The following is a 14,717-nucleotide window of genomic DNA, read 5'->3' as shown; positions in this document are numbered from 1 at the left end:
AGGCTTAAACGAGAATAATTATTATTATGAGATATTTCCTACAACACAAATAACTGTGGGAAAGGGCTTGCTCGCGAAAGCCCGCTCCCACAGGTTTGAACGGCGTTGAATGGGCTAGTTATGTACGACTTCAGGCGCGACAGGCGCTTTTGGCTTGATCAGGCTGAAGTCGATCAATGGCCGCTGTTGACGCTCGTAAGGGTTGCCGATCAGCAATGGCCGTGGCTTGAAGCTGTCGCTGACCACGCTCTTGCTGCGATCGAGCTCATCGAAGCTCAGGCCTGCCAGGTCTGCCCAGGTGTGAATCAGGTGCGAGCTGCTGTAGGGCCGTCCCAGGTCAGCGGCAAAGTTCCAGTCGTGGCTTTCGCGCCATTTTGGCGAGGCCCACGCCATGAACGGGATGGTGTACATCGGCGCCGTCGGTTTGCTTTCGTTGCGCCCGAGCGTGCCATGGCCAGGGGAGTCGAAGACGTCTTCACCGTGGTCGGAGAGGTACAGCAGGAAGCCGTTCGGCTCAGACCTGGCGTAGTCCTTGATCAGGCTCGACACCACGAAGTCGTTGTACAGCACGGCATTGTCATAGCTGTTGTACGTTGGCAGCTGATCGTCACGCACGCCTGGCGGAACGCCATTGCGGTCCTTGAACTTGTCGAAGGTCGAAGGGTAGCGGTACTGGTAGCTCATGTGCGTGCCGAGCAGATGCACCACGATCAGCTTGCGCGGTGCCGCATCGGCCAGGGCCTTGTTGAAAGGCTCGATCACGTCGCCATCGTACTGGGCGGCATTCTGGTTGCGGTTGTTGTTGAGGTAGACCTGCTCGTCAGCCTGCTCGGAGAACGTCGTGAGCATGGTGTTGCGCTTGGTCATGGTCTGCTGGTTGGTGATCCAGAAGGTTTTGTAGCCGGCCTGTTTCATCATGGCGACCAATGACGGCGTGGACAGGTACAGCTCGGGGTTTTCTTCGTCGGCGAAGGTCAGTACCTGTTGCAACGCCTCGATGGTGTACGGGCGCGGCGTGATGACGTTATCGAAGACCGTCAGTTGATCCTTGAGCTTGTCCAGCTCCGGCGTGGTTTGCCGAGGGTAGCCGTACAGGCTCATGCGCTGACGGTTGGTCGACTCGCCAATCACCAGCACCAGGGTGGCGGGCTGGTTGGCCGTGGCATCCTTGAGGTTGTGCAGCGGCGCCACCTTGCTCGCGCTGTGCAACATGTCCTGCATGCCGGCCAGGGTATCGAGATAGCGGTGATAAGCCACGGCCATTTGCCACGGCACCGCCGGCTCGATGCGGGTTTCGAACTTCTCGAAACCCTCGGCGAAGCTGCCGGTACGCATCGTTTGCTTGACCAGCGGATAACCGACCACGGCAACCAGAATGGCGGTTGCCGCCACCAGTGCCTTGGTGCGAGGCAGGTACACCGGGCGCAGGCGGGTCCACAGGAAGTAGCTGACCGCGGTGTGCGCGAGGAAGGCCGGGACCATCCACCAGGCAAAATACTGGGTCATGTATTCGCCGGCTTCGGACACGTTCGATTCGAACATGATGAAGATGACGCTTTGGGAGAATTCCTGCTGATAGATGAAGAAGTAACCGAGGCTGGCCATCGAGCACGCCCACAGCACCACGCCGATCACCGCAGCCATCACCCGGGTTTGCCGGGGGAACAACAGCATCGGCGCCAGCCAGATGGCACTCATCACGAACGCCTGGCGGAAGCCGGTGAAACCGGAGGTGCCGGTCAGCTGGATCAACAGTTGGGTGATGCCGGAAAAATACCAGAAGAACAGAAACAACCAGAGTAGTCCTGCCCAATCGAAACCTTTCGCAGACGTATCGCTGCGTTTAAACCAAGTCATTCAACGCTCCAGCCAGTAATCACTAGCACCACCAGGCCCCGCAGTCGCCGAAAAACGGCGACCGCGCACAGTCCAGGCGGCGCACATTGCGCCGGAGTATCAACAGGCGAATGTGAAAATTTCGTGAGTTACCGGGGATAAAGGGGGGTATGGCGTGTCGGAAGCAGAGCAATGCTGCTTCCGATTTCGGCTAGGGGTCAGGCGTGAGGTGCCCGCTGGGGCAGGGGCAAGGGCTGTTGGCCCTGGATCAGCAAGCGCAGTTGCGCCAGCTCTTGTTTCAACTGGTCGCGCTCGTCTTTCAACTGACGTAATTCGTCGCGGCGGATAGTGGCGTAAAGGGTTTGTGCTGGCAGTGCGGTGTGTACTGTGCCCATTGCTCACCTCGCAAATGGCGTGTCTCAACTGTAGGTTTGCCCGCCGGAATCGGTGGTTGATCTACTATCGGCGCCAATTTTGATTTCTTTTGCCCCTGAAGGGAACTTTTTTATTTTTCATGGTCGTTGTGTCTTCGGCACGATTCCCGACGTTATCCATCAGGATCGGGCACAATGCCCGGAAACTTCATGCCAACGCTCTGGACTAACCTCATGAGTCGCGTTGGGCTATAACCTTTGACACACTTTTATTTGTAGTAGGGAGCATCAGCACATGCAACTCGGGATTATTGGACTGGGCCGCATGGGCGGCAATATTGCGCGGCGCCTGATGCTCAACGGACATACCACCGTTGTGTACGACCGCAATACCGCCTTCGTCGATACCTTGAGCGCAGAGGGCGCCACGGGCGTTGCCGATTTGCCGGCCCTGGTTGCTGGCCTGGCCAAACCACGAGCGGTGTGGGTCATGCTGCCGGCAGGCGCACCGACCGAAGACACCATCGACACCCTGAGCACTTTGCTCGAAGCCGGCGATACCATCATCGACGGCGGCAACACCTTCTATAAGGACGACATTCGCCGGGCGAAAACCCTCGCGGAAAAAGGCCTGCACTACATCGACGTCGGCACCTCCGGCGGTGTCTGGGGCCTGGAGCGCGGTTACTGCATGATGATCGGCGGCGATGCCGAGACCGTGACTCGTCTTGATCCGCTGTTCAAATCCCTGGCGCCGGGCATGGGTGACATTCCGCGCACCAAGGACCGCAAGTCCGATGACAATCGTGCCGAGCACGGCTACATCCACGCCGGTCCCGCCGGTGCCGGGCATTTCGTCAAGATGATCCACAACGGTATCGAGTACGGCATGATGCAGGCCTTCGCCGAAGGCTTCGACATCCTGAAAACCAAATCCAGCGAAATCCTGCCACCCGACCAGCGTTTCGAGCTGAACGTCGCCGATATTGCCGAAGTCTGGCGTCGTGGCAGCGTGGTGTCCTCGTGGCTGCTCGACCTGACCGCCGACGCCCTGGCCAGTGATTCGAAACTCGACGGTTATTCCGGTTCCGTAGCGGACAGCGGTGAAGGTCAATGGACCATCGAAGCCGCCATGGAACAAGCGGTGCCGGTGCCAGTGCTGTCGAACTCGCTGTTCTCGCGCTACCGCTCGCGCGGCCAGGGTACCTTCGGCGACAAAGTCCTCTCGGCCCAGCGCTTCGGCTTCGGCGGCCACAAGGAGACTGCGAAAAAATGACCCATGGGATCCGCAGGAAATCCAAGACTGAACCCGCGCCACCCACCACGCTGTTCCTGTTCGGCGCCCACGGCGATCTGGTCAAGCGCCTGCTGATGCCGGCGCTGTACAACCTCAAGCGCGACGGTTTACTCGGGGATGGCCTGCGGATCATCGGCGTTGACCACAACGCCATCAGCGATGAAGGCTTCGCGAAAAAACTCGAAGACTTCATCCGCAGCGAGGTGGCCGCCAAAGTCGGCAAGGGCGATCAGGCCCTTGACCCGGATGTGTGGGCCAAACTCGCCAAAGGCATCAGCTACGTCCAGGGCGACTTCCTGGACGACAGCACTTATCAGGCGCTGGCGGCGAAAATCGCCGACAGCGGCACAGGCAACGCGGTGTTCTACCTGGCCACCGCGCCACGCTTTTTCAGTGAAGTGGCGCGCCGGCTTGGGGCGTCCGGCTTGCTCGAAGAAAGCCCCGAAGCGTTCAGAAGGGTGGTGATCGAAAAACCCTTCGGGTCCGACCTGCAAACCGCGGAGGCGTTGAACGCCTGCCTGCTCAAGGTCATGACGGAAAAGCAGATCTATCGCATCGATCACTACCTGGGCAAGGAGACCGTGCAGAACATCCTGGTCAGCCGGTTCTCCAACAGCCTGTTCGAAGCGTTCTGGAACAACCATTACATCGACCACGTGCAGATCACCGCCGCCGAAACCGTCGGCGTGGAAACCCGTGGCAGCTTTTACGAACACACCGGCGCCCTGCGGGACATGGTGCCCAACCACCTGTTCCAGTTGCTGGCGATGGTGGCCATGGAGCCACCGGCGGCCTTTGGTGCCGATGCGGTACGTGGCGAGAAAGCCAAGGTGGTTGGCGCGATTCGTCCCTGGTCGGTGGAAGAGGCCCGGGCCAATTCGGTTCGGGGCCAGTACACCGCTGGCGAAGTCGATGGAAAGCCACTGCCCGGATATCGCCAGGAAGAGAAGGTGGCGCCCGACAGCAACACCGAAACCTATGTCGCCCTCAAGGTCATGATCGACAACTGGCGTTGGGTCGGTGTGCCGTTCTACCTGCGCACCGGCAAGCGCATGAGCGTGCGCGACACCGAGATCGTCATCTGCTTCAAGCCGGCGCCTTATGCGCAGTTCCGCGATACCGAAGTCGATGAGCTGGCGCCGACCTATCTGCGGATCCAGATTCAACCTAACGAAGGCATGTGGTTCGACCTGCTGGCCAAGCGGCCCGGCCAGGCGCTGAAGATGGACAACATCGAACTGGGGTTTGCCTACAAGGACTTCTTCGAAATGCAGCCGTCCACTGGCTATGAAACCCTGATCTACGACTGCCTGACCGGTGACCAGACGCTGTTCCAGCGCGCCGACAACATCGAGAACGGCTGGCGTGCCGTGCAGCCTTTCCTGGATGCCTGGCAGCAGGATTCCAGCGTGCAGGGCTATGCCGCGGGTGAAAACGGCCCCGAGGCCGCCGAAGAACTGCTGGTTCGCGACGGTAGAGTCTGGCACGGCCTTGGCTGAATGACGTGGCGAAGTCCAAATGTGTGCGGGCTTGCTCGCGAAGGGGCCGTATCAGGCAACATTAATGTTGAATGACACGCCGCCTTCGCGAGCAAGCCCGCTCCCACATTGGGTAATGTGTTACAGCCAGAAACTCACGGCGTACCAGCCAAGGATCCCCATCACCACGGTATACGGCAACGCCATCCACACCATCCGCCCATACGACAGGCGAATCAGCGGTGCAATCGATGAGGTCAGCAGGAACAGGAACGCCGCCTGGCCATTGGGGGTTGCCACGCTGGGCAGGTTGGTGCCGGTGTTGATCGCAATCGCCAGCGTCTCGAAATGCTCGCGGCTCATGTGCCCGGAGAGGAAGGCCTGTTTCACTTCGGTGATGTAGATGGTCGCCACGAACACGTTGTCGCTGATGGCCGAGAGCAGGCCGTTGGCGATGTACAGCATGCCCGGTTGTTGATCGGCGGGCAGGGCCAGTACCCATTGGATCAATGGTGTGAACAACTGCTGATCGTGGATCACTGCCACCACGGCGAAAAACACCACCAGCAGCGCGGTGAAGGGCATGGCGTCCTTGAACGCGGTGCCGAGGCGGTGCTCGTCGGTGATGCCAGTGAACGCGGTGATCAACACGATCACCATCAGCCCTATCAGGCCCACTTCGGCTACGTGAAAGGCCAAGCCGGCAATCAGGATCAGGGCGGCCACGGATTGCACGATCAACGCTGCACCCTGGCGTGAGGTGCGCTCGGCATTGTCCTGGGCGGCGTAATTGGCCAGCACGGCGCGTACGTTGTCCGGAAGCAAGGTGCCGTAACCAAACCAGCGCAGTTTTTCCAGCAGGACGCAAGTCACCAGGCCCGCGACCAGCACTGGCAAGGAAACCGGTGCGATCTTCAGGAAAAATTCGGCGAAGTGCCAGCCCATTTCATGGCCAATCAACAGGTTCTGCGGTTCGCCGACCAGTGTACACACGCCACCCAGCGCCGTGCCCACGGCGCCGTGCATCAGCAGGCTGCGCAAAAACGCGCGGAACTGCTCGAGGTCAGCGTGATGCAGGGTGGGCAGGTGCTCATCGTCGCTGTATTCGCTGTCCTGGCGCGGATCGCTACCCGAGGCGACGCGGTGGTACACCGAGTAAAACCCGACGGCGGCACTGATGATCACCGCGGTCACGGTCAGGGCGTCGAGAAACGCCGACAGGAACGCCGACAAAAAGCAGAACATCAGCGCCAGCAGGGCCTTGCTGCGCACACCCAGCAGCAGGCGCGAGAACAGGAACAGCAACAGGTCTTTCATGAAGTAGATGCCCGCCACCATGAACATCAGCAGCAGGATCACCGGGAAGTTGTGCAGCAACTCGTCATAGAGCGCCTGGGGCGTGGTCATCTTCAGTAGCAGTGCTTCGACCAACAGCAGGCCGCCGGGCATCAGCGGATAACACTTGAGCGCCATGGCCAGGGTGAAAATGAACTCCAGCACCAGCATCCAGCCCGCTACCACCGGGCCTGCGGTCCATAACAACAGGGCGTTGAGAATCAGGAAGCCGACAATGCAGGCCTTGTACCAGCGCGGTGAGTTGCCGAGAAAATTGTGCGCGAACGCCTGGACCATCGAACCGGACATCGGCTACTCCTTGTATTAAGAAGCGCGCAACTTGCCGTAAGCCTGAAAGAAGATCAAGCGTAGGAAAATTCCATCGAATCAGACCAGGTAGCGTGCGACGATCGCCCGATAGTTGCCGTCCAGAGAATAGCCGCCGACCAGAACGTTTCCGTCGTCTTGCACCGCGACGGATGTGGCCGTATCGAGGCTACGGCCCAGGCGGGTGCGCACCCATCCACTACCGTTGGCAAAATCGCTGTCGAGTTGCCCGCCTGGCAGGTATCGACCCAATACAAAGTCGGCCTCGACGCCGCCAATGGTGGCGCCGACGGTGACTACGCTGCCGTCCGGCTGCGTTTGGGCGGCGGTCCACTGGCAGCCGCTGTGGCCGATCTCCAGCAATTGCGCCTGGCCGCCATTGCAGTGATGATCCGGGCGACCATTGAGGTGCAGTTTCAGGGTCATGCAGCGCATGGGGTCGCGGCTGCTGCCAAAGCAGTGTAGGTCGCCGTTGTCCTGCTGGACGATTTGACTGACCTGGGCACCGTGCCCGTTTGCCGAAAAGCTCATGAAGCCATCCACGGCGAAACTGGTGTCGAGGCTGCCATCGGGGTTGTAGCGGGCCACCAGGCCTTCTTGCGGAAAGTTGATTGATCCAGCCACCAGGATGCGACCGTCGTGTTGCACTGTAACGCTGCTGAGCCAGGTATTCATCAGCAGGTGCCTGACCATCACAAAGCCACGGCCATTGAAGGTCCTGTCCAGCGTGCCGTCGGTGTTCAGCCGTATCAGCATGGCGGCATGATCGGCCAGTTCGAAGTGATGATTGGCCACCAGCAGAATTCGACCGTCCTCCTGCACGTCGACACTGCAAGCCTCGGCGCCCGGTACGCCCGGGGGCAGCCAGACATCGCGCATGCCCTGAGACAAATTGCCTGGCAGGCGCACCACACAGCGGCCATTGTCGCCAAAACACTGGACCGGTTGACCCTGCGGGTCAAACAGCGCCAATGCCGGGAGCGTGCGGTGCTCGCTTTCATATTGCAGACCAGCGATCAGGATGTTTCCGTCGGGAAGCACCTGCACTTTGCCTGCCATGGCTTCGAAGCCCGGTTCGAATTGCCCGATGACGCTGCCTTGCTTGCCAAAGGCCAGGTCCGCCGAACCATCCTTCAGCAAACGCGCCAGGCCAAAGCGGCTGCCGCCGGGCATTGTGACCTTGGCCGCCACCAGTAACCGACCCTGTGAGTCAAGCACGATGTCGTTGGCCAGGCTTGAAGTGCTGCCGAAGAAATACACCTGGGTGGTGCCTTTGGCAGCGAAGCTGGGGTCGAGCTTTCCGACCTGATGGACTGTTGGGGGGAAAGCCAGAACGGACTGGATTGACATGCACGCATCTCCTTGCGAGTCGTCCTGATCCAGAAGTTGGGGGTGGCGACTATTAAGAGATTATTCAATCCCTGAATGATCGATTGCACAACTGTCATAACTAACAGGTGGAAGGTCGTTGTGTGCCACAACACTGTCTTTTCGAACCAAAGGCAAGCCAGCAAAGAATTCAGGGCGCGCCGAAGTTCAAGTAAGCCAAGGTCTTAAGTGCGGTTGGCCTGAAAAAGACAGCCAACTAACGACAGGCGAGGGCGCGGATTACTCCGGAGTAATCCGCAATACAATTATTGTGGCATCGACCAGGATTGCAGCGTGTAGCCTTCTTCGCTCAATTCGGCGCGGGCCTGTTCCAGCAAGCTTTCAAGCTGCGCCGGATCGCTATAGGCACTGCTCGGAATCTGTTTGCGCCCAATATTGTTACTGGTGCGGTCGATAACGGTCAGGGTCAGTTCGCCATTCCCATCCTGTGGGGCCCAGGCCACGCATTTGAACGGCTTAAATGCGCGGTCGGCAATCAGAAGAGCTTCGTTGACACGGAGCGGGGCGTTCATAGGTCGTCTCTCTATAGGCCCAATCAAGTCAATTGCCGTCGGTTGGGCTTACCGTTCGGCTGGTTACTTGTACTGATGCCCGCAACCGGGGTTCGGGTCACACACAATCAGAGGAAATTTCAACTTTCTTTTATATCGCCGTCAATCGGGCCCGGGTTGAAAGCTTGATGAAAGGAAACATTGGTCGAGTCGCTGGGAAAACCCGTTTCTTATAACTCTTTGCGCAGCAGGCCTATAGTCAATCGGTACAAGCGTCCGTCAAATTCTTGCTAATGTTACAGCCAGGTCCGCCAAATGACTGTTTTTAATAAAAAATCCTAAAATTTGGCGTCAAGGAAATCACATGAGCGAAGCGCCTGCGTTACGACGTTTATTAGTGGTGGATCCCTGCGACGACTGCCATCGCCTGTTACCGGGATTACGCTCCGTGGGTTGGGATGTTGACAGCTGTTCGCTGGACAACGCCGCCGATCGAACCTGTGACGTGGGTTTGTTACGACTGCAGCCCTTTCACCTTGAGCACCCGGATACGGTCAAGGAGGTGATCAGCCGCAGCGGTACCGAGTGGATCGCCGTGCTCAACCAGGATGTCCTGCGGCTACAGAATGTCGGAGACTTTGTCTGCGAATGGTTCTTCGATTTCCATACCTTGCCGTTTGATGTCTCCAGGGTCCAGGTCACGCTGGGCCGGGCCTTTGGCATGGCGCGACTGCGCGGGCAGGGCACGGTTCACATCGATCAGCCCGAGCACGAACTGCTGGGCGACAGCAAGCCCATCCGCGAATTGCGCAAGCTGTTAAGCAAACTGGCGCCCACCGAGTCGCCGGTGTTGATTCGCGGTGAAAGCGGCACAGGCAAGGAGCTGGTGGCCCGCACGCTGCATCGGCAATCACTGCGCCACAGCAAACCCTTTGTCGCGATCAATTGCGGGGCGATTCCGGAACACCTGATCCAGTCCGAACTGTTCGGCCACGAGAAGGGCGCCTTTACCGGCGCCCATCAACGAAAGGTCGGGCGGATCGAAGCGGCACACGGCGGCACGCTGTTTCTCGACGAGATCGGTGACCTCCCGCTGGAACTGCAGGCAAGCCTGTTGCGCTTCCTCCAGGAAAAACACATCGAACGGGTTGGCGGCAGCCAGCCGATTCCGGTGGATGTACGGGTGTTGGCGGCAACCCATGTCGATCTTGAGGCGGCGATCGAGAAGAAAAGCTTCCGCGAAGATCTGTATTACCGCCTTAACGTGTTGCAAGTCGCGACCGCGCCCCTGCGTGAGCGCAATGGCGACCTGTCGATGCTGGCCAACCATTTCTCCCATTTCTATAGCCACGAAACCGGCCGCCGTCCGCGCAGCTTCAGTGAGGACGCCTTGATTGCCATGGGCAAGCACGACTGGCCGGGGAATGTTCGCGAGCTGGCCAACCGGGTACGTCGTGGCTTGGTACTGGCCGAAGGCCGGCAGATCGAAGCGCGAGACCTGGGGCTGATCAGCCACCAGGCCATCGCCGCGCCGATGGGCACGCTGGAAGATTACAAGCATCGGGCGGAGCGCCAGGCCTTGTGCGATGTACTCAATCGCCACAGCGATAACCTGAGCATTGCTGCCAAGGTGCTGGGGATCTCCAGGCCGACCTTTTACCGTCTACTGCACAAGCACCAGATCCGCTGACCGCAAGATCTTTTGCTCTACAAACAACAAAGCCCCGCTGCAACTGAAGTCGCAACGGGGCTTTTTTCGCGGGTCAGAAGTAGTACGGGAATTTCAGGCTGAAGGAGAAGTCTGGCGAGTCGTCGGTCAGGCCGATGGCCAGGTTGGGAACGATCGTCAGGTTGTCGGAGGCTGCCAGGGTCATGCCGATGTTGAAGTTGGCCGAGTTGTAGTCGCTGTTGGAAATCGATTGCCAATCGCCGCCGTCCGGCTTGATCTTGCTCTTGCGGGCAAACTGGTCGGTAAAGGAGAACGACATACTCATCTTCTCGTTCAAGGCGAACGCAATACCGGCGCCGACTTGCCAGGAGTCGCCCAGTTTCACGTCCCCGGGCACCTTGGTGTTGACCGTAGGGCTGATGTCGCTGAAAGAGTCCTCCATGTTGTAGGTGTAGGCCAGGCTGCCGAACAGCACGGCCGGGTCGAAGGTCTTGACCAGCGAGATTCCCGGGGTGATCGCCCAGACACCGTTGCCGGTCGGCAGGTCCTCGGGGACCGCGAGGTTATCGTTGCCAGGCACCTCGACCAGCTTGATGCCGTAAGGGTCATCCCCGGTCGGCGCCTTGACGCGCAGGGTAACCACCGCGTCGGGCAGGTTGGCCGACTCATCCAGGAACTTGTAGGCAACGCCAACGTTGATATCGCCGATGGCCGGATCGCGGGTAACGGTTTCGTCTGAAACCCCGTTGGCTGCGCCACCGGCGCCACCGGATGAATACGTGGATTCGCGATAGATCACGGGGACGTTAATGTCGAACTGCCAGCGTTGCGCCACGTTGTAGCGAGCGGTCAGGTCCAGGGTCCAGTTATCCGCCTTGATGCGATCGAGGTTGATGTTGCCGAGGAAAATCGAGTCCAGCGCCAGGAAGCCGTTGAGCGTCAGCGCACGGGTATCGTAATGGGTGTAGGTCAGGCCGGTTTCGACGCTGAACTTGCCGCCGCCGAAGAACCCGCTGGCTTCGTCGTACAGGTTGGACACGCTTTGTGCCGGTTCCGAGTCGTCCTTGAGCGACTGCCCGTAGGAACTGCCCGAGGTCCCGGGTGCGCCGGCAGCCACCGTCTGGCCACTCTTGGGTGTTTCGGCGGGGGATTTGGTCAGGCGTTTGGGAGCAGGTGTCGCCGGTGCTTCTTCGACTTGGCGAACACGCTGCTCAAGTACCATCAGCGCGTTCTGTTGTGCTTCGTAACGCTGTTTCAACTCCATGAGTTCTTGTTTTAGTGCTTCGACCTGGGGGTCCGGTGCTGCGTAAAGCAATGAAGCCGGGGCCAGGCTACTCAAACAGACGATAGCTCTGATCGTTAACATTCGATGCATGGGTTAGCCGTCCCTTCTGACTACATTTGATGAGACTGAGCGTAGATCAGAATCCTTGTGTGCGAAGACCTTTGAGCTGGTCGAGGTTGCCGTTCAGTGAGCCAGCGGTCGCCACGTTGTCACGGAGCACGACATTGAAGGACGTGAGGTTCCTGACCTGGTTACTGTTGCCGAGCAACGTCGTGTTCTGCATCAAGCCACCCTGGGCCAGGCGTTGCATGGAACTGCCCTGGTTGTTGTTGGCCACGATGTTCAGTTGCACACCCGCACCGCTCGAGGAAACGCTGAGCGAGCCCGCCCCATTGGAGCCGGTCAATGTCGAGCCCGCGGCCAGTGCCTGGCCTTGTTGTTGCGTGGCTGGCGCCTGGTTGGCCTTGGTGACGTTGATATCAACATTGTTGTAGGCACTGTTGTTGTCGCCGGCAGCCCGCACGACTTGGGTGACGCCTTCGGTGCTGTTGAGGCCGGCGCCGCCCGTGACGGTGCCGGTACCCGAGCTGGTGTGTTGGCTACGCGCCGGGCCATTGCCTTGTTCGTCGATCATCGTCACGTAGAACTGTGGCTTGATGGTCGATTGCTGAATTTGCATCGAGGACGTCGCGCCGATCACCTCACCGTTGGCATTTTGCCAGGTGCTGCTCATGGCAATGCCGAAACTGATGATCCGGCCCGGCATGACATAGCGACCGCGCAGGCTTGCCAGTTCGTGGTCGTTCAGTTCAATGGGTTTCAATAGTTCCGCATGGGTCGGCAGGCTGGCGGCCAGGCAAACCAGTGCCAGCCAGATTGGAGTCTTCATTGGATACTCCCGGAGCATCGTGCTCCATTGTTATTAGAAGAAGTCGCTTTGGATAAATCCGAAATCCATTAACTCAGCGTCCTGCACCGGGCTGAAGGTGTTGACGCGGTTCCTGGCGGTCAGTGGCAGGGGCGGGTCGAGCAACGCATTGGTCTTGTCGTAACCCTGGCCGATGACGGCAAAGATGATGCCGTTCCAGCCTTTGACAAAGTCGTCGATCTTGTAGCGTTTATGCCCCAGGACTGGATCGCCGATGTATACCCAGCCGTTATGAACTCTTTGCATGACCACAAAATGTTTGTAGCCACGGATATCCATCAGTACCACCACCGGGATCTTGATCTCGTTCAAGGTTTCCGTCGCGACCCGGTAGCCCCGGGCCCGCATACCGAGACTTTCCACGTAGCGCTTCATGTCGAGCATGGAAAAGCCCTGGACGCGGACCAGATCCTGGTCGGAATGTGACAGCATGCCTTCGATGATCTGTTCTTCGTTGACGTCCAGCCAATAGGCCTGGCGCAAGATGGTCGCCAGCGCCGCGGCGCCGCAACTGAAGTCGGTTTTCTGTTGCACCAGGTCGGAAAACTTGCGTTCACGCACGCTCTGGATCGGCTTGTACACCAACCCCCCGCCCGGCAGGACGGACAGCGGCAGTTGTGCAGCCTCGACCACACTGGCCACGCAAAGCAAGATTGCCAAGGCGATAATACGCATGGTGGGGACGCCTTCTGGTTGGGTTGAAAAAGGCCCCCGGAAGGGGGCCTCCACAGACAGCATTAGAACGATTGGTTGGAGATGGCCAGCGAGTTGCTTTGTTGGTTGCCCACACCAGCAGCCACGTTGACGCCCAGGTTGCCGCTGCCGCCGTTCACCGAACCGCTCAGGGTTGCAGTGTTGGTTACAGGGTTGGCCCAGCCAGTTGGAGTCAGCACTTGATAAGAGTAGGTGTTGCTCAAATCATAAGAGCTGCTTTCACTGAAGCTTTTCGCTTTGTCGTACGCAGATTCGGACGACTTGCTGCCCGACTTATCGTACGAGGACGCGGTCGATTTCTCGAACGAAGCATCGAACGCTTTCTCGAACGACGATTCGCGCGATTTGTCGTACGAAGACTCGGCCGAACGGTCATACGAGGAGTCGCGTGAACGGTCGTACGAGGAATCGCGGGTACGGTCGAACGAGGAATCACGCGAACGGTCGAACGAGGAGTCGCGCGAACGGTCGTACGATCTGTCTACCGCTACGTCAAGCGTTGCATCAAGCGAAGCGTTGAGCGATGCATCGGAACTGCTGCTGCGGGTGCGATCGCCAAAACCGTTGTTGACGGTAGTGGAGTTGGAAGCCGCTGCAGTTGCGTCCAGGGTAGCGCCCAGGGAAGCAGTCAGAGAAGCACTCGAAGAACCGCTGGCAGTGCTGCTGTTGGAACCGCTGGCAGTGCTGCTGTTGGTACCGCTGGCAGAACTGCTGTTGGAACCGCTGGCAGTGCTGCTGTTGGAACCGCTGGCAGCGCTGCTGTTGGAACCGCTCGCAGCGCTGGCGGTAGAACCGCTTACATCAATGCTAAGCGAACCGCTGGCATCAGAGCTCCTGGATCCGGCCGCGGCCCAGCTCGAAGAGTTGCTTTGACTGCCGCTGGCTTCGAACGACTTGTCAAACGAGGCACTTCCGGACCGCGTATTGGTAACGGTGATCGTATCAACACGGTAGGTCCGATCGGCGGTGTTGTTCACCGTCAGGCCAGGACCGCTTTGGTTGGCGGAGGCGGTGGCTCTTGCGTTACCGAGTGGAGCATTGGTATTGGCAATTGCCATGGTGTTTTTCTGTTGGTTCAGATCGCCACCAGCAATGTTGACACCCACGTTACCGCTGCTGCCGTCGGCGGATCCACTCATCACGGCAGAGTTGGTCACGCCAAAGTTGCTGACGCGATTATTGTTGCTGATTTGCGTAACGTTCGCGGTGGCAGTGGCCGTGCCGAACACAAAGCTGTTATCGATCGCAGCGTTATCGGAGGCCGCGTTGGCGATGGCGGCGGCGTTGTCTTGCTGGTTGCCGGAACCTGCCGCCACGTTGACGCCGACGTTGCCGCTTGCGCCTGCGGCCGAACTGCTCATCTCGGCCGAATTTTCTACTCCTTCATTCCAGATGCGGTTGCCGGTACTGCTCTGTCTATCCGTCGCATTGGCAGTCGCGCTGATGGGGACCATCCTTGCAGGAGGGGTTTGTTGTTGGCCACCGTTGTGGTGGTTGCCACGCCTATCGTTTTGCCCAGCTTGTACAGCAACAGCCATGACCGCAGCAATTGCGAAAACCAGAGGCTTTAATGCCATCGAAGGTTTCATGGTGA

At 59.0% G+C, this 14,717-nt stretch carries 12 protein-coding genes; 3 read left to right on the top strand and 9 right to left on the bottom strand.

The window, feature by feature from the left end:
• Positions 1–114: 114 nt before the first annotated feature.
• Together ACYP2Q_RS03910 and ACYP2Q_RS03905 are read right to left on the bottom strand one after the other, a co-directional pair.
• Complete coding sequence (locus tag ACYP2Q_RS03910; RefSeq protein WP_459729281.1) at positions 115–1,857, bottom strand: phosphoethanolamine transferase CptA; 1,743 nt, start codon at positions 1,855–1,857, stop codon at positions 115–117.
• 197 nt (positions 1,858–2,054) lie between these two features.
• Positions 2,055–2,231, bottom strand: coding sequence for a DUF6026 family protein (locus tag ACYP2Q_RS03905; RefSeq protein WP_459729280.1), 177 nt, complete (start codon positions 2,229–2,231; stop codon positions 2,055–2,057).
• Positions 2,232–2,505: 274 nt separating this feature from the next.
• On the opposite strand from ACYP2Q_RS03905, the gene gnd reads away from it, so the two are divergent.
• Together gnd and zwf are read left to right on the top strand one after the other, a co-directional pair.
• Complete coding sequence (gene gnd / locus ACYP2Q_RS03900) at positions 2,506–3,486, top strand: phosphogluconate dehydrogenase (NAD(+)-dependent, decarboxylating) (protein WP_459729279.1); 981 nt, start codon at positions 2,506–2,508, stop codon at positions 3,484–3,486.
• Positions 3,483–5,006: a glucose-6-phosphate dehydrogenase gene (gene zwf, locus ACYP2Q_RS03895; RefSeq protein ID WP_459729278.1), complete on the top strand. Its 1,524-nt coding sequence runs from the start codon at positions 3,483–3,485 to the stop codon at positions 5,004–5,006. The genes gnd and zwf overlap by 4 nt, the downstream gene beginning before the upstream one ends.
• Positions 5,007–5,126: 120 nt before the next feature.
• Here the strand turns inward: zwf and nhaB are convergent, their stop codons facing one another.
• From nhaB to ACYP2Q_RS03880, 3 genes are all read right to left on the bottom strand, one after another.
• The gene (nhaB, locus tag ACYP2Q_RS03890; protein WP_459729277.1) at positions 5,127–6,629 is read right to left on the bottom strand and encodes a sodium/proton antiporter NhaB; all 1,503 of its coding nucleotides are present in this window, start codon (positions 6,627–6,629) and stop codon (positions 5,127–5,129) included.
• Positions 6,630–6,707: 78 nt separating this feature from the next.
• The gene (locus ACYP2Q_RS03885) at positions 6,708–7,997 is read right to left on the bottom strand and encodes a hypothetical protein (RefSeq protein WP_459729276.1); all 1,290 of its coding nucleotides are present in this window, start codon (positions 7,995–7,997) and stop codon (positions 6,708–6,710) included.
• Positions 7,998–8,281: 284 nt separating this feature from the next.
• A complete protein-coding gene (locus tag ACYP2Q_RS03880) occupies positions 8,282–8,548 on the bottom strand; it encodes a hypothetical protein (protein WP_459729275.1) in 267 nt (88 codons plus the stop codon).
• A gap of 343 nt (positions 8,549–8,891) precedes the next feature.
• On the opposite strand from ACYP2Q_RS03880, the gene ACYP2Q_RS03875 reads away from it, so the two are divergent.
• On the top strand, positions 8,892–10,217 hold the full coding sequence (locus ACYP2Q_RS03875; RefSeq protein ID WP_459729274.1) for a sigma-54 dependent transcriptional regulator: 1,326 nt from the start codon (positions 8,892–8,894) through the stop codon (positions 10,215–10,217).
• Positions 10,218–10,290: 73 nt separating this feature from the next.
• On the opposite strand, the gene ACYP2Q_RS03870 is transcribed toward ACYP2Q_RS03875, so the two are convergent.
• The 4 genes from ACYP2Q_RS03870 to ACYP2Q_RS03855 form a co-directional block, all read right to left on the bottom strand.
• Complete coding sequence (locus tag ACYP2Q_RS03870; protein ID WP_459729273.1) at positions 10,291–11,571, bottom strand: hypothetical protein; 1,281 nt, start codon at positions 11,569–11,571, stop codon at positions 10,291–10,293.
• Between the two features lie 46 nt (positions 11,572–11,617).
• The gene (locus ACYP2Q_RS03865; RefSeq protein WP_459729272.1) at positions 11,618–12,370 is read right to left on the bottom strand and encodes a hypothetical protein; all 753 of its coding nucleotides are present in this window, start codon (positions 12,368–12,370) and stop codon (positions 11,618–11,620) included.
• 33 nt (positions 12,371–12,403) lie between these two features.
• Positions 12,404–13,084 (bottom strand): C39 family peptidase, encoded by a 681-nt coding sequence (locus ACYP2Q_RS03860; RefSeq protein WP_459729271.1) that lies wholly within the window; start codon positions 13,082–13,084, stop codon positions 12,404–12,406.
• Positions 13,085–13,146: 62 nt separating this feature from the next.
• Complete coding sequence (locus tag ACYP2Q_RS03855) at positions 13,147–14,712, bottom strand: autotransporter outer membrane beta-barrel domain-containing protein (RefSeq protein ID WP_459729270.1); 1,566 nt, start codon at positions 14,710–14,712, stop codon at positions 13,147–13,149.
• Positions 14,713–14,717: the final 5 nt, after the last annotated feature.

It is taken from the genome of Pseudomonas sp. MHK4 (assembly GCF_054600775.1).
The sequence above is the reverse complement of the archived record's forward strand: the minus strand, read 5'-3'. Positions and strand labels throughout refer to the sequence as shown.

Coding starts and splice junctions, on each gene's coding strand:
- ACYP2Q_RS03885 (WP_459729276.1), bottom strand. CDS start 7,997: ATGTCAATCCAGTCCGTTCTGGCTTTCCCCCCAACAGTCCATCAGGTC.
- ACYP2Q_RS03910 (WP_459729281.1), bottom strand. CDS start 1,857: ATGACTTGGTTTAAACGCAGCGATACGTCTGCGAAAGGTTTCGATTGG.
- nhaB (WP_459729277.1), bottom strand. CDS start 6,629: ATGTCCGGTTCGATGGTCCAGGCGTTCGCGCACAATTTTCTCGGCAAC.
- ACYP2Q_RS03880 (WP_459729275.1), bottom strand. CDS start 8,548: ATGAACGCCCCGCTCCGTGTCAACGAAGCTCTTCTGATTGCCGACCGC.
- zwf (WP_459729278.1), top strand. CDS start 3,483: ATGACCCATGGGATCCGCAGGAAATCCAAGACTGAACCCGCGCCACCC.
- ACYP2Q_RS03855 (WP_459729270.1), bottom strand. CDS start 14,712: ATGAAACCTTCGATGGCATTAAAGCCTCTGGTTTTCGCAATTGCTGCG.
- ACYP2Q_RS03865 (WP_459729272.1), bottom strand. CDS start 12,370: ATGAAGACTCCAATCTGGCTGGCACTGGTTTGCCTGGCCGCCAGCCTG.
- ACYP2Q_RS03875 (WP_459729274.1), top strand. CDS start 8,892: ATGAGCGAAGCGCCTGCGTTACGACGTTTATTAGTGGTGGATCCCTGC.
- ACYP2Q_RS03870 (WP_459729273.1), bottom strand. CDS start 11,571: ATGCATCGAATGTTAACGATCAGAGCTATCGTCTGTTTGAGTAGCCTG.
- gnd (WP_459729279.1), top strand. CDS start 2,506: ATGCAACTCGGGATTATTGGACTGGGCCGCATGGGCGGCAATATTGCG.
- ACYP2Q_RS03860 (WP_459729271.1), bottom strand. CDS start 13,084: ATGCGTATTATCGCCTTGGCAATCTTGCTTTGCGTGGCCAGTGTGGTC.
- ACYP2Q_RS03905 (WP_459729280.1), bottom strand. CDS start 2,231: ATGGGCACAGTACACACCGCACTGCCAGCACAAACCCTTTACGCCACT.